The following is a 15,382-nucleotide window of genomic DNA, read 5'->3' on the forward strand; positions in this document are numbered from 1 at the left end:
TTAGTTTAGAATTGCTGACCAATAATGAAGTGGGTTTCCCATCCATTAGCTTTAGTTTGTCCAGGAATTGGATCAAATCCATGACCAAAATCGATTCCTAAAAGACCAAATGCTGGCATGAAAACACGTAAACCAAAACCAGCTGAACGACTCAAGTCGAAAGGGTTGTAGTTTTTGAAATTAACATAGGACGAACCTGCTTCCATAAAGGCTAAAGCATAAATAGATGCTGATGCTTTTAGGGTAATTGGATAGCGTAATTCCATTGAGAATTTATTGTATACTGTTGCACCATCTTGTGTTCCATTTACTAATGGAGTTAATGAATTGTTTGGATACCCTCTTAATTGAATGGTTTCTCTACCATCCATTGCAAAGTTTTGCATTCCGTCACCTCCCAAGAAAAAACGTTCAAATGGTACTAAACCTCTATTTTGGTTGTATGCACCCATAAATCCAAATTCACCTAAAGTTCTTAAAACGAATTTACCATATAGTTTAGTATACCAGTCGGCTTTGAATTTGATTTTGTAATATTCTAACCAGTTGAATTTCTTTTGATCTACTTTTGCAGGGTCAGCAACAGCATCTTTGTAATCGGTAACCGAATTTGGTCTAGTGTTTTGCGTTGGAATTGCCTCAACGTAATCTCCTTTGTTTACTATAATTCCGTTTTCACCCACATAAGAATCACCAATACTACCATCATAGATGTATTTGTTTTCCTTTAATTCGCCAAGGTTTTTGTAATCAACCCCATTGAATAATGAGTAAGGTGGTGTGAATTTTGCTGAAAAACTAAATTCAGATCCATAAGTTGGGAAAATTGGGTTAAAACCTTTATTAGTGTGAGTAATCCCTATTGTATAGGCAAGGTTGTTAGAATAACCATTTCCAAAACTAAATAATCCTGTAAAATAATTATTCAAGTCATAGTTTTGAAAACTAACAGCGTGCGATAAATAGGTGAAATCATCCGGTTCACTAAGTCGTTTTGAGATTCCAACAGAAAGAGATAAAATATTAAAGCTTTTACTTTTGTCAACTCTAGCGTTTCCACTTGAGAAGTTTTGTAAAAATTGCTTACTGTAAGATAATGAAGAGCTAAAAGAAACAGGTTTTTTACCTCCAAACCAAGGTTCTGAAAACGATACACTATAGGTTTGGAAAAAAGTACTGGCTTGCAAACGAAGAGATACTTTTTGACCATCTCCCATGGGTAATGGTTTATAGGCTTCTTTTTTGAACATATTTCTTGCCGAGAAGTTGTTGAATGAAAGCCCTAAGGTTCCTATGAAACCACCACCACCATAACCTCCTTGCAATTCGATTTGGCTAGCTCCTTTTTCTACTAAATGGTATTCAATATCAACGGTTCCTGCACCAGCATCAACATTTTTGAATTTAGGATCAATGGCTTCAGGGTCGAAAAAGCCTAATTGCCCAATCTCACGAATAGTACGAACCAATTCTTCTTTGCTGTATTTTTCACCTGGTTTAGTTCTTAATTCACGATAAATAACACGATCATTAGTTTTGTCATTTCCAACTACCGAAATTTTATTAAAATAAGCAATTGGACCTTCAGTAACTCGAATTTCAAAATCGATGGTGTCATTAACTGTTTTTACCTCCACAGCATTGATGTTGGAGAATAAATAACCATTGTTTTGGTATAAATTGGTAATGTCCTCACCATCTGGTTTTGTTTTGTCAGCTATACGTTTTTCTAGGAGTACTCCATTATATGTTTCTCCTTTTTTAATCCCTAAAACTTGAGATAGTCCTTGGTCTGAGTATACAGTATTTCCTAGGAATTTTATGTTTCCAAAGTAATATTTGTTTCCTTCTTCAACATTGACTTTAATTTTGATAGCGTTTAGCTCTTTGTCGAAGGCTACAGAGTCCGAAACAATTCTGGCGTCTCTATATCCTTTTTCTTTATAAACGGCAATTACCTTCTCTAAATCTTCCTTATATTTTGCTTTGATGAATTTAGATTTCTTTAAGATACGAGTTAACTTTTTTTGCTTCGTTTCTTTCATTGCAGCTCTTAAAGTCTTGTCGGATAGCTTTTCGTTTCCAACAAAATCAATGCTTGCTATTTTGATTTTAGTTCCAGTGTCAACATTGATTAACATATTGACTTGGTTGCTGGTTGCAGAGTCAGCAGGAGTGTTTACAATCACTACTTTGGTATTGTAAAATCCATCTTTTTTATATTTATTCTCGATGTAGTTTTTAGTGGTAGTGATCAAATTTTCGTTGACAATCTTACCTTTTGTCAAGTTGTTGTCTTTGATTAGTGCTTCTGTTTTGCTTTTCTTTACACCTACAAATTTTACCTCTTTTAATTTAGGTAATTCTTGGATGTTCAATTCAAGGAAAATGCTATCGTTTTCTATTTTATTTACATAAAATGAAATCTCATCAAATAAGCCTAGTTTGCCTAGTTTTTTAATAGCACTACTGATTTCTTCTCCTGGTACAGTGATTTGTTGTCCTTTTTCAAGGCCTGAGAAAGTTACGACTGTTTGTTTGTTGAAGCTTATTTTTCCTGTAACGTCTACGTTAGCGAGGATATATTTTTTGCCTTGATCAAAAGGGACACGGTCTTGTGCTTTTATTTGTGAAAAACTTCCAAAAAGGATTAAGGTAAGGGCTATTTTTATACTTTTTTGCAACACTAAAATTTTATTTAATTTGTTCACTTGTTTTTCCAAATCTACGTTCTCTCTTTTGATAACTAAGGATAGCCTCATATAAATCTTCTTCTTTAAAGTCCGGCCATAAAATATCCGTAAAGTAAAGTTCAGCATAAGCAATTTGCCAGAGCAGAAAATTGCTAATTCTATGTTCTCCACTTGTACGTATTACTAAATCAACATCCGGTAAATTGTGCGTGTAAAGATGCTCATTTATAATTGAATCGTCAATAGTGTCAATTGAAATTATATTATTTTTAACTTTCTCGCTAATTATTCTTACTGCATTTGTTAATTCTTCCCTAGATCCGTAACTTAAGGCTAGGGTTAGCGTCATTGTGTTATTGTTTTTGGTTAAATTAATAACTTCCAAAAGTTGGTTTTGCGCAGTCTTTGGTAGCATCTCTAGGTTGCCAATAGCGTTCAGTTTGATGTTGTGCTTTTGAAGTGTATCGACCTCTTTTTTTAGGGCATTGATGAGTACTTTCATCAAGGTGTCTACTTCTAGTTTAGGGCGATTCCAATTTTCAGTTGAAAAGGCATAGAGAGTTAAATTTTCAATACCTATTTCTACACTTGCTTTGATGATTTCTTTTACTGATTTTGTACCACTTTCGTGACCAAAGGCTCTTAGAAAGCCTTGTTTTTTTGCCCAACGTCCGTTGCCGTCCATAATTATTGCAACGTGCTTGGGGAGTCTTTCTTTATTTATTTGTTCTAGTAAGTCCATATTAGTATGCACAATAGCATGGTTTTTCTCCAAAGGTATACGTTAATGTAACCCCAGAAAAAACATACCAGTCGGTGTTGTTAATGTTTCCAAATCGAAATTGTTGCAGATTAGCACTTGATGGATTACTTCCATCAAGGTTATCTGTAAAAGTATAGCGGGCGCCTACTTCTAGCCCAATTACAAAACTTCTTGAAATATTTGATTTTATACCAACGGTCATTGGTATTGCCAATGAGTTGCCATTTTTTTCTTTAAAAGTGTCTCCAGCGTTGTTTATGTATAATTCATCGTGGAAAAAATAATTAATTCCAGAAAACACGTATGGTGTAATTTTAAGTTTTGATTCATGCAAGTTGAAATCAAAAAAGTTAAATTCAAGTCCAGCAGAAAATTCTTTGATATTGTTTCTAAAGCGGAAACCTCTTTGTAATCTACTAGGTTCTTTTGAGTTTATGTCGTTTGCACTTATTAGTGATTGGGTGTATGAAAAACGATAAGCATGACGTGGACTTTTGTTCCATTTATATAAAACTCCAAAGGCAAGTTTATTTGGAGCAATGTAAGTGGTTGGGCCAACATCACCTATAAAGTTACTTCCTCCAGTAAAAACACCTATCTCGTGAATTTGAGAATAAGAAAATCCGCTGGAAAATAGTACTAGAAGTAAATAAAAATATTTATTCATACTTATAAAATTGCGTGCAAATATAACAATATTCAATACTAATCAATGCTCAATACAATAAATGTCTATTTTTTTGAAGAATAAACATTATTTTATTTGCTATCATTCTTGGATAATCAAAACGGCAAATTCTATTGATATCGTATAGAGGTGTTTAAATAAAAAAAATTAGTTTCTCCTATCTTCTCCCCAAAGTAGTTTATTGCGTAATGTCTTTAAAAAAGTTTCATCCTGAATTTCAATCATATTAATTTGGAACGGTGTTTTTTTGATGGTCAAAACGGATTCATTTTGTATGGAAGTAATTCTCGAATCGAGTGAAACCAAATATTGATCCTCTCTACCTGTTACTCGAAGTACAATTTCTGTATCATCTGAGATTACAAGTGGTCTAGCATTAAGATTATGAGGAGCTATTGGGGTTATTACTAAGCTTTTTACATCAGGGGTTAAAATAGGTCCGCCACAGCTTAATGAGTATCCAGTTGTTCCAGTTGGTGTTGCGATAATCAATCCGTCGGCCCAATACGAATTTAAAAACTCCCCGTTCAAATAAGTTTCTATAGTAATCATTGAAGTTGAGTCTTTGCGACTAACTGTAACTTCATTCAATGCAAAGTCTAATTCAAGAATAGACTCGTTTTCTGGCGAACAAGTTAAGCTGAGTAATGTTCTTTTTGATAAAGTGTATTTTTTATCCAAAACTAATTGCATAAACGCAGCAATATTCTCTTTTTGGACATTGGCTAAAAATCCCAATCTTCCAGCATTAATTCCAAGTAAAGGAACACCAGAATTGCGAACCAAGGTTACCGCTCTTAACATAGTACCGTCACCACCTATACTTATGAGCATATCAAAACTACTGTCTAGTTCTGCGTGAGAACTAAAAGTTTTATATTCTTTGCGTACAATTTTCTTTTCGTATAACATTTCTAAGAAAGTAGCTTCAATGGCCATTTCGATGTTGTTTTCATTGAAAAAAACAAAAATATCTTTAATAATGGGCTCTGTACTAACTAAATAATATTGTCCGTATATGGCTACTTTCATAATTGTTTTTGGAGGATTGTCGGTATTTGATTACCTATATATTAAGGTACTTGTCTAAATAATCGGAACGTTCTTTTAGATTATTGATATAATTGTCTTCTTGATGTTCAGAAATGATTTCATAATTATAACGTCTAAATGTTTGTATGATATCATTCATTCCACCTAAACTAATTTTTATTGTAATCTGGACGTTTTCTGTAGTTGCTTCAGAAACAAACAAACCTAAAAGTTTCCCATTATTGCTCTCTACGATTTGAGCCACTTGGCTCATCGAATAATCCAAAACACCTTTTTGGACTATAATGATTCCGCCTTGTTCTTTTAAAAAAGGGGTTTCGTGAAAAAATTTGATGATGTCTTCAATTTCATAATAGCCCTTATAATGGTTGTTTTCATCCAAAACAGGAACTAAATTGGTATGATTTTTTGCAAAAACCTCCAAAACATCCAACCAAATCATCGTTGTTCTTGCATAAAAAGGTTCTAAAGTAAAGCGGTAATCAGCTACTTTTTTGTCTCCATCAAAGGTCTCAAGGTCATCCTTGATAATGCATCCAATATAAACGCCTTCCTCTACGACAGGGAAATGAGAAAAAGAAATTTCATCTAAGCGGTCTTGTGCATCAAAAATAGTTTCTTGGCTGTCAAGGGCTTTGTAGTCGTTGGTTATGTAGTTTAAAATTTCTGTCATCTTTCTATCCGAAATATTTTATGCAAAATAATCAAAAAAAGGCAAAAAGTCCTAGGTTTTACTTTGTATTTTTGTTCTCTCAACAAGATATTTGTATCAATTATTTAATTTAATATGACAAAGTTAAGCGTAAACATCAATAAAATAGCTACGTTGCGTAATGCCAGAGGAGGGAATGTCCCAAATTTACTGCAAGTGGCCACTGATATTCAGAAATTTGGAGCTCAAGGAATTACAATACATCCACGTCCAGATGAACGTCATATTCGCTATCAAGATGCTCGCGATTTAAAATCAATTGTGTATACAGAATACAACATCGAAGGCAATCCACAACACAATTTTATCGATTTGGTGTTAGAATGCAAACCGACTCAAGTGACTTTGGTTCCAGACGCCATTGGAGCCATTACTTCTTCTGCTGGTTGGGATACGATTGCCAATGAATCTTATTTGACAGAGGTGATTCAAGAATTTCAACGCAATGGTATTCGAACTTCAATTTTTGTTGACCCTTTGCTCGATATGATTGAAGGTGCAAAAAAAACAGGAACAGACAGAATTGAATTGTATACAGAAGCTTTTGCTCACGAGTACGGACTTGGAAATGTTAAAGGAATTGATTCTTATGTCCAAGCAGCACAGTTGGCTAACGAGTTGGGACTAGGTATTAATGCTGGACACGATTTGAGTTTGGATAATATTCAGTTTTTCAAACAAAATATTCCTGGTTTGTTAGAGGTTTCTATTGGTCACGCGCTAATTTCTGAGGCTATTTATCTAGGATTGGATAATGTAGTTAATATGTATTTGCAAAAGTTGAAGTAAACAAAGTCTATATGCTATACTCAAAAATAGAAGGTTCGGGTCAGCCTTTAGTTATTATGCACGGCTTTCTTGGAATGTCAGATAATTGGAAAACCCTAGGGGTTCAATTCGCGGCAGAAGGGTTTGAAGTACATCTTTTGGATTTGCGAAATCACGGACGCAGTTTTCACTCGGATGATTTTAGTTATGAGTTGATGGTGCAAGATGTGTACGACTATTGTAAAGCGAATAGTTTAGCAAACATCGATATCATTGGACATTCTATGGGAGGTAAAGTGGCAATGCTTTTGGCTGCGACTTATCCAGAATTGATTTGTAAGCTAGTCGTTGCCGATATTGGTCCTAAGTATTATGCACCGCATCATCAAGATATTCTTAGTGGCTTAAATTCAGTTGATTTTTCAATAAAGCCAAGTCGGAATGAAGTAGATGCTTTACTTTCAGTTGCTATTCCTGACTTTGGAACGCGACAATTTTTATTGAAAAGTTTGTATTGGAAGGAACCTGGACAATTGGCTTTTCGATTCAATTTAAATGTCTTTAATCAAAAAATTGAGCAAATTGGCAGACCACTTCCAGAAGATAGTTATGTTGATTTGCCGACACTTTTTATTCGAGGAGGTAATTCAAAGTATATCGAAGACAATGATATCCCAGAAATAAAACGTCAATTTCCTAATTCAGAGATAAAAACTATTTTAGGTGCTGGACATTGGCTTCATGCAGAGAACCCAGCTTTGTTTTTTGAATTCTGTATGGATTTTTTCAAAAAGTAAGCACACATCATTTCTTTTTAATATTTTTATTCAAAATCAAATAATTATGAAATCGCCATTAAACAGGTTTGTTGCAAACAAACATCGATAAAGAAAAGGCGACCCGAGGGAAGCGAATTGGCGAAGCATACCCTATATAATCACTAACAAATAACTTTTACATATATGAAAATAATACTCCGTCTTGTAATCACTGCTGTATTGGTTTTACTCATCGCCAACTTTATGTCTGGAGTTCATGTGGCTAGTTTTGTCACCTCTCTTATTGTCGCTTTCGTTTTGGGGATAATTAATATTTTTATCAAACCCATAATGATTTTATTCACTTTGCCGTTTACTATTTTTACTTTAGGATTGTTTCTACTCGTAATCAATGCAATCGTAATTATTATGTGTACCAAAATTGTAGGAGGATTTACAGTAGATTCTTTTTGGACAGCTTTAGTTTTTAGTGTTGTACTTTCAATATTACAATCGATATCCTATAAGATTTTTATAAAAGAGTAGGAAGCTTTTTAGGAGCACCACTATTGTTTATATAAGAACGATTTGTCCCGTCATCCGCTATATCTTTGTCTTTTTGAAAAAAAAAGACAAAGGATGCCGCTCCTACCGGGGCTAGTGAATAAAATTCTTCTTTATCAACCCAAAAGAGAATTGTAAAAGGATGATTATTTGTGATTCCGATTACAAATAAAAGATAGAAAAAGGAAAGAGTATAGTTGTTACAATAAGCAGAATTATGTTGCTATTATCAGAAATTTGGATTTATCCAGTGAAATCTCTTGGCGGGATTTCTTTGTCGCAAGCACGGCTAACAGATCGTGGTTTGGAGCACGACAGGCGCTGGTTGTTAGTAGACGAAAACGGAATGTTTTTATCACAGCGAGAGCACGCAGTTTTGGCACTTTTTCAGCCTGAAATGCGTACAAGCGGAATGGTTATAACCTATCGGAAAACGGGTTCTTTTATCGAAGTGCCTCTTTGTTATACCAAAGACCAAGCTTTGTTTACAGTAACAGTTTGGGAGGATGCTATAGAAGCTTTCGAAGTTGATGCAGCAATTTCAGCGTGGTTTTCTGCTATTTTAGGATTCTCTGCTCGTTTGGTTTATATGCCCGATGATAGTCACAGAAAAGTAGATACGGACTATGCAATTTCGTCCTCGGATGTTACTTCTTTTTCCGATGCCTATCCTTTTTTAATAATCGGTCAGTCCTCATTGGACGATTTGAATAATCGATTAAAAAGCCCAATCAATATGAGTCGTTTTCGACCCAATTTCGTGTTTACTGGTGGGGAGCCCTATGAAGAAGACACTTGGAGGGAATTCAATATTGGTACCTTGCTTTTTTATGGAGTAAAACCTTGCGGGCGTTGCGTAATGACTACAATCGATCAAGAAAGAGGCGTTATTGCTGGCAAAGAGCCACTTAAAACTTTGGCTAAATATCGAATGAAAGGGAATAATGTGCTCTTTGGTCAAAACTTGATTGGACCAACTATAGGTCTAGTAGCGGTAGGTGATGTTTTGTCAATTAAAAAACGGGTTTAAAACTGTTGCTGAAATTTTTAACATTCCAAAATCAAAACTGTTTTTTGTTTTCAATTTTAACTTTCGTTCAACTGGCTTAAAGTCAGCTTGGTAGTTGTTTGTTTTTGGCGAATGCTTTATCTTCAATTAGAATAGAAATGAAGAGAGTATAAATACCAAAAACAAAAACAAGATGTTACTAGATAAGACAAACGTGCAGGAGAAGTTACTACAAGACCGTCAAAAAGTAATCGATGTCGACACTTTATTACATCAAGTGGAGCAAATTTTATCTCAGAATACGCAAGAAAGAAATAGGATTGAGTCTACCATTCGGGAGAAAAGTTCAACAAACCAAAATGAATTTATAATCGATTTACTCGAAACGGATAAGATTTTTCATATTGACCAAATCAAAGCAATTTGCATAGCGTATCGTTTACGTTTTTTAGACAGCCATTATTTTAAAGATAATCTTCCTGTTGAAGCTATTTCTGAGATTCGAAGACTCGAAAATTTGCATCAAACCACCTTGCAAGGATTTAAAATAATGGCTACTTCCAAAACCTTTCAGTTGCTTAGCTATGATGATCCGCTTTTGTTTGCTCCATTGGGAAATGGGTATTACTATTTAATTCATAAATGGGGTGAGGATTTGCATCCTGCCCGAAAGTTGTTGGTGACTCCTTTTAAAAACATCCTAAATTTTGTGATTTTCACAGCCTTACTTAGTTTGCTTTTTAGCGCTTTTGTTCCAGAAAGCAATTTGAGTAAAACAGTTGCAATGGCGCCAATCATTATCTATTTATTTATGTTTAAATCCGTTTTTGCGGTTGGTATGTATGCGTTTTTTATGAAAGGGAAAAATTTTAATGAAGTCATTTGGAATCGAGTATACTTCAATAATTAAACTGGCAGAATTTTGGGTATTGATTTGATATTCTTTTTGAAAAGCCAACTTTAGTGGAGGTCAGTTAAGCTTTATAATTGCATCTCAAAATGGGTCAATTATCAATTAAATAATTACTTGTTTTTCAATTCAAAAGGTTGGAAATAAAAAGCTTGTTTGCCAGTTGAAAATTTTATAATTTTGCCACCCAATTTTATAATGTAAATAAAAGAAGAAGATGGATATTAAAAGAGTAGCTATAGATGCTGTGACTGAAACAATTGTGATGAATGTGGTACACATGGATTACAAAGGTCAAGTAGCCAAAAGAATCAATGAAAAAATGCCATTGGCGCAAGTTAAAGGTTTTAGAAAAGGTGCTGTGCCAAAAGATTTGGTTGAAAAACAATACGGAAAAGCAATCAAAATAGAAGAAGTTAAAAAAGTAATTGATTTAGCTTTGGAGCGTTACATTCAGTCTGAAAGATTGAATCTTTTAGGTACTCCTCTTGCAAAAGAAGATGAAAATAGAGATTGGTCAGCAGAAGAATTGACTTTTGAGTTCGAAATTGGTTTAGTGCCTAACTTTGAATTGGATTTAGAAGCTAAAAACGACATCGTAAAATACATCGTTACTGCTGATGATAAATTAATTGACGGGCAAGTAGCGCGTATTCAAAAACAATTTGGAAAAGCAATTCCTCAAGAAGTGGTTGCTGAAGGATGTGATTTAACTGGAATTTTCTCTAGCGAAGCAAATGGAATCAACAATCCAACAACAATTGCATTAGATACTTTCAAAGACAAAGCGACTCAAGATTTATTTATTGGTAAAAAAGTAGGTGATGTTGTAACGGTAAACACTAAAGGTTTATTTGAAGACGATCACCAATTGATGGACTACCTAAAAGTAGGACACGATAATGTACACGACTTAGCAGTTGATGTTGATTTTACTATCGAAGCAATCAATGCTTCTGAGCCAGCAGAATTGAACCAAGAATTGTTTGATAAATTATTTGGTGAAGGAAATGTAGCTACATTAGAAGAATTGAAAGCAAAAATCAAAGAAGATGCTGAGGCGCAATTCGCTCAACAAGCAGATCAAAAATTATTGGCTGATGTTCAAAACTTTTTGATTGACAACACTAAATTTGATTTGCCAGCTGAATTCTTGAAAAAATGGTTGCAAACTGTTGGTGAGAAAAAATTATCTCCTGCTGAAGCTGAAGTTGAATATGCACGTTCAGAAAAAGGATTGCGTTTTCAATTAATCGAAGGAAGAGCAATGGCACAAAGTAACATTCAAATCACTTTTGAGGATTTGAAAACCTTTACTACCAATGCCATCAAACAACAAATGGCACAATTCGGACAAACAAATCCATCGGATGAGGAAGTACAAGGAATTGTTGCTAGAGTATTGTCTAATCAAGAAGAAGTAAGAAGACTTTCTGACCAAGTAGTTGCTGCTAAATTATTGGAATTGTTTAAAGAAAAAGCGAATCCAACGACTAAAGAAGTTACTTACGAAGAATTTATTGCCGCTTCTTACGGAGAATAAATTATAGTAGAGGTAGAGGATTGAAGTTGAAAGTTTGATTTCAGAAAATGAGAGCTAAACTTTATGATTTCATTAGAAAACTGAAACCGTAAAAAATAGTTATATTTGAGCGTCAAAAGATTTTTTTTGACGCTCTTTTGTTTAAATAGTAAGGATTTATAGATTACACCTTAAACTTTTAAACTTTAAACTTTTAAACTTTAAAAAAAATGAACTACGGTAAAGAATTTAAAAAATTTGCTACAAAGCACCAAGGAGTAAATGCTATGTATTACGATAAAATCGTTGCAGCAATGAATCCAACGAATATGACTCCATACATTATTGAAGAACGTCAATTGAACGTATCTCAATTGGATGTTTTTTCAAGATTAATGATGGATAGAATCATTTTCTTAGGAACAGGAATCGATGACCAAATTGCCAATATTGTTCAAGCACAGTTGTTATTCTTAGAAAGTGCCGATGCATCCAAAGATATCCAGATTTACTTGAATTCACCAGGCGGAAGCGTATATGCAGGTTTAGGAATTTATGATACGATGCAATACATCAAACCTGATGTAGCGACTATTTGTACTGGTATGGCCGCTTCTATGGGAGCTGTTTTATTATGTGCTGGTGCAGCAGGAAAACGCTCGGCTTTGCCTCATTCACGTGTAATGATTCACCAGCCATCAGGAGGAGCACAAGGTGTAGCTTCGGATATGGAAATCAACTTACGCGAGATGTTGAAATTGAAAGACGAATTGTATAGAATCATTTCTCATCATTCAGGTCAATCTTTTGATAAAGTATATGCGGATAGCGAGCGCGATTATTGGATGATTTCTGATGAAGCAAAGGAATACGGAATGATAGATGAAGTTTTAAGAAGATAAAATAAAGTTAGAAATTAGAAATTAGAAGTTAGAGGTGGAATACCCAACAACTTCTAACTTCTAACCTCTGACTTCTAACCTCAAAAGATGGCAAAACAACAGTTACAATGTTCTTTCTGTGGAAGGAAAAAATCAGAGACCAATTTATTGATTGCGGGTATAGATGCACATATTTGTGACAAATGTATCGAGCAAGCACACGGAATTGTTCTCGAAGAATTAAAATCAAACGGTAACTCTAAGTTAGTGGGTGATTTGATTTTGAAAAAACCAAAAGAAATTAGAGCATTTTTGGACCAATACGTTATTGGTCAAGAGCAAACCAAAAAAGTGATGTCTGTAGCGGTGTACAACCACTACAAGCGTTTGATGCAACAACAATTAGATGACGATGTAGAAATCGAGAAAAGCAACATCATTATGGTGGGGCAAACAGGTACTGGGAAAACATTGGTAGCCAAAAGTATTGCTAAAATGCTGGATGTTCCTTTAGCGATTGTTGATGCTACGGTTTTGACAGAAGCTGGTTATGTTGGAGAAGATGTGGAGAGTATCTTGACTCGTTTGTTGCAAGCGGCAGATTATGATGTAGCCAAAGCAGAGCGAGGAATTGTATTTATAGATGAGATTGATAAAATTGCTCGTAAAAGCGATAATCCTTCTATTACTCGTGACGTTTCTGGAGAAGGAGTGCAACAAGCGTTATTGAAATTGTTAGAAGGAACCGTGGTAAATGTTCCGCCAAAAGGTGGACGTAAACACCCGGACCAAAAGTTTGTTGAAGTGAATACTCAAAATATTTTGTTTATTGCTGGTGGTGCCTTTGACGGTGTTGAACGTATTATTTCTAAACGTTTGAATCGCCAAGCGGTTGGTTATTCAACTTCTAAAAATGAGGATAATATCGACAAAGACAATTTATTGCAGTACATTATTCCAAAAGACATTAAGGATTTTGGTCTGATTCCTGAAATCATTGGTCGTTTGCCTGTTTTAACGCATATGGACCCTCTAGATAGAGCTACTTTGAGAGCAATTTTGACGCAGCCTAAGAATGCTTTAATCAAACAATATGAAAAGTTATTCTTGATGGATGACGTTGTGTTTAGTATTACGGATGAAGCATTAGATTTTATTGTAGATAAAGCTTTAGAATACAAATTAGGAGCCCGTGGTTTACGTTCTTTATGCGAAGCCGTCTTAACCGATGCTATGTATGAATTACCAAGTTCAGACGATAAAGTATTAGCAATCGATAAAGATTACGCTCAAGAAACCTTAAATAAAAACTTATTGAAACGTTTGGAGATTGCTTCTTAAGTAATTTCTAGTACAATAAAAGCAAAAGAAAGCTCAAAAACGAATGTTTTTGAGCTTTCTTCGTTAATGATTTGACCTTAAATAAGGTCATTTGTTTCGAATTTACTCATAAAATGAGATGGTTTAAAACATTATTTTCACTTTCGATAAAAACATCAAAGTCCTTTTTTTTAATCAATAGAATCCCGATTTTTGGCACTCATTAAATCGTTCGCAAAATGGCAATAGAAGATAAAGAAATAATTTTGTTAAAAGTTTCTGGGCAGGATAAATTAGGAGTAACCGCTGGTTTAACTTCTATTTTGGCGACTTATGGTGCCACTATTTTGGATATAGGCCAAGCCGATATACACGATACTTTATCTTTAGGTATTTTATTCGAAATTGAAAAAGGCTCAAATTCTGGTCCTGTTTTAAAAGATTTATTGTTTAAAGCCTATGAATTGGGGATTAAAGTAAAGTTTACTCCAGTAACAATCGAAGACTATGAAAATTGGGTGAAAGCCCAACGCAAACAGCGCTATATCATCAATGTATTGGGTGAAGAATTAACTGCGGTTCAGTTATCCGCAGTGACTCAAATTTTATCGAATAATAAATTAAATATCGATTCAATTATACGATTGACAGGAAGAGCTTCTGTAGTCGAAAAAGAAGAATATCCTCGTTCTTGTATTCAATTATCCGTAACAGGAAGTTTATTGGACAAAATCGCAATGACCTCAAGTTTTATGGATGTATCTCGTGATTTGAATGTAGATATTTCTTTTCAAGAAGATAATATGTACCGTCGTAATCGTCGTTTGGTTTGTTTTGATATGGACTCGACATTAATCCAAACCGAAGTAATTGATGAATTGGCTGAGTTGGCCGGAGTAGGAGATGAAGTAAGAGCGATTACTGAGTCGGCTATGAATGGAGAAATTGATTTTAGTGAAAGTTTCAAAAAACGTATGGCGCTTCTAGAAGGCTTGAGCGAAGAAGTATTGCAAAATGTAGCCATCAATCTTCCAATAACCAAAGGGGCTCATCGCTTGATGAAGGCCTTGAAGTATTATGGCTATAAAACAGCTATTCTTTCTGGAGGCTTTACTTATTTTGGAGAATATTTGCAAAAAGAATTGGGTATCGATTATGTGTATGCCAATCAGTTAGAAATTAAAGATGGTAAGTTAACGGGTAATTATTTAGGAGAAATCGTAGACGGTCAAAAGAAAGCCGAATACTTAAAGGCTATTGCTGAAAAAGAAGGCATTCATATTAACCAAACCATAGCTGTAGGAGATGGTGCCAATGATTTGCCTATGTTGAATTTAGCCGGACTAGGAATAGCTTTTCACGCTAAACCAAAAGTAAAAGAAAGTGCTTCGACTTCCATTTCGAGTTTAGGATTAGATGGAGTATTATATTTATTAGGTTATCATGACCGACACATCGATATGATGCAAGAGTAGTGTTTGCAAAACAATCTTATTTTTGTCAGTTCGAGCGCAGTCGAGGACAATCAATCTCAACTACGCTCGATTTGACAAAAATGATAAAACTAGGTTACAGTAAGTTTTAAGTTATTTGTAGAAAAACAAAATCCCATTTACACTTGGTAAGTGGGATTTTTGATTTAAAGAAGTCGGGATGACTGTCCTCTATCATAATTTTCTCTAAAATTTAGTTTTGTTTAAAAAGTATTGATTTTAAAGGGATTTTGATAAAAATATCAATT

General features: G+C 34.4%; 14 protein-coding genes. 9 read left to right on the forward strand and 5 right to left on the reverse strand.

Annotation, left to right across the window (positions count from 1 at the left end; genetic code table 11):
• Positions 1 to 5: 5 nt before the first annotated feature.
• The 5 genes from FLAVO9AF_RS14300 to FLAVO9AF_RS14320 form a co-directional block, all read right to left on the reverse strand.
• Positions 6 to 2,762 (reverse strand): outer membrane protein assembly factor, encoded by a 2,757-nt coding sequence (locus FLAVO9AF_RS14300; RefSeq protein WP_159690299.1) that lies wholly within the window; start codon positions 2,760 to 2,762, stop codon positions 6 to 8.
• On the reverse strand, positions 2,695 to 3,435 hold the full coding sequence (locus FLAVO9AF_RS14305) for an isoprenyl transferase (protein ID WP_159690302.1): 741 nt from the start codon (positions 3,433 to 3,435) through the stop codon (positions 2,695 to 2,697). Before FLAVO9AF_RS14305 ends, FLAVO9AF_RS14300 begins: the two co-directional genes overlap by 68 nt.
• Position 3,436: 1 nt before the next feature.
• Positions 3,437 to 4,123: a DUF6089 family protein gene (locus tag FLAVO9AF_RS14310; protein ID WP_159690307.1), complete on the reverse strand. Its 687-nt coding sequence runs from the start codon at positions 4,121 to 4,123 to the stop codon at positions 3,437 to 3,439.
• A 168-nt stretch (positions 4,124 to 4,291) separates the two neighbouring features.
• Entirely contained in the window at positions 4,292 to 5,176 is an 885-nt protein-coding gene (locus tag FLAVO9AF_RS14315) for an NAD kinase (RefSeq protein ID WP_159690309.1), read from the reverse strand.
• Between the two features lie 34 nt (positions 5,177 to 5,210).
• The gene (locus tag FLAVO9AF_RS14320) at positions 5,211 to 5,870 is read right to left on the reverse strand and encodes a CBS domain-containing protein (protein ID WP_159690312.1); all 660 of its coding nucleotides are present in this window, start codon (positions 5,868 to 5,870) and stop codon (positions 5,211 to 5,213) included.
• Positions 5,871 to 5,984: 114 nt separating this feature from the next.
• Here FLAVO9AF_RS14320 and FLAVO9AF_RS14325 point away from each other — a divergent pair, with 114 nt between their 5' ends.
• The 9 genes from FLAVO9AF_RS14325 to serB all read left to right on the forward strand — a co-directional run bounded on the left by FLAVO9AF_RS14325 (position 5,985) and on the right by serB (position 15,116).
• The gene (locus FLAVO9AF_RS14325) at positions 5,985 to 6,698 is read left to right on the forward strand and encodes a pyridoxine 5'-phosphate synthase (RefSeq protein ID WP_159690314.1); all 714 of its coding nucleotides are present in this window, start codon (positions 5,985 to 5,987) and stop codon (positions 6,696 to 6,698) included.
• Between the two features lie 11 nt (positions 6,699 to 6,709).
• Positions 6,710 to 7,474 (forward strand): alpha/beta fold hydrolase, encoded by a 765-nt coding sequence (locus FLAVO9AF_RS14330; protein WP_159690317.1) that lies wholly within the window; start codon positions 6,710 to 6,712, stop codon positions 7,472 to 7,474.
• Between the two features lie 165 nt (positions 7,475 to 7,639).
• The gene (locus FLAVO9AF_RS14335; protein WP_159690319.1) at positions 7,640 to 7,981 is read left to right on the forward strand and encodes a phage holin family protein; all 342 of its coding nucleotides are present in this window, start codon (positions 7,640 to 7,642) and stop codon (positions 7,979 to 7,981) included.
• A 235-nt stretch (positions 7,982 to 8,216) separates the two neighbouring features.
• Positions 8,217 to 9,029 carry an MOSC domain-containing protein gene (locus FLAVO9AF_RS14340; RefSeq protein ID WP_159690321.1) on the forward strand — a complete coding sequence of 271 codons (813 nt, stop codon included), beginning with the start codon at positions 8,217 to 8,219 and terminating at the stop codon, positions 9,027 to 9,029.
• A gap of 172 nt (positions 9,030 to 9,201) precedes the next feature.
• Positions 9,202 to 9,918 (forward strand): hypothetical protein, encoded by a 717-nt coding sequence (locus FLAVO9AF_RS14345; RefSeq protein ID WP_159690324.1) that lies wholly within the window; start codon positions 9,202 to 9,204, stop codon positions 9,916 to 9,918.
• 217 nt (positions 9,919 to 10,135) lie between these two features.
• Positions 10,136 to 11,461 (forward strand): trigger factor, encoded by a 1,326-nt coding sequence (locus FLAVO9AF_RS14350; RefSeq protein WP_159690326.1) that lies wholly within the window; start codon positions 10,136 to 10,138, stop codon positions 11,459 to 11,461.
• A gap of 209 nt (positions 11,462 to 11,670) precedes the next feature.
• On the forward strand, positions 11,671 to 12,342 hold the full coding sequence (clpP, locus tag FLAVO9AF_RS14355; protein WP_159690328.1) for an ATP-dependent Clp endopeptidase proteolytic subunit ClpP: 672 nt from the start codon (positions 11,671 to 11,673) through the stop codon (positions 12,340 to 12,342).
• Positions 12,343 to 12,429: 87 nt separating this feature from the next.
• On the forward strand, positions 12,430 to 13,662 hold the full coding sequence (clpX, locus tag FLAVO9AF_RS14360; protein WP_159690330.1) for an ATP-dependent Clp protease ATP-binding subunit ClpX: 1,233 nt from the start codon (positions 12,430 to 12,432) through the stop codon (positions 13,660 to 13,662).
• Between the two features lie 218 nt (positions 13,663 to 13,880).
• Complete coding sequence (gene serB / locus FLAVO9AF_RS14365) at positions 13,881 to 15,116, forward strand: phosphoserine phosphatase SerB (protein WP_159690333.1); 1,236 nt, start codon at positions 13,881 to 13,883, stop codon at positions 15,114 to 15,116.
• Positions 15,117 to 15,382 lie beyond the last annotated feature (266 nt).

Source organism: Flavobacterium sp. 9R (genome assembly GCF_902506345.1).
Classification (GTDB): domain Bacteria; phylum Bacteroidota; class Bacteroidia; order Flavobacteriales; family Flavobacteriaceae; genus Flavobacterium.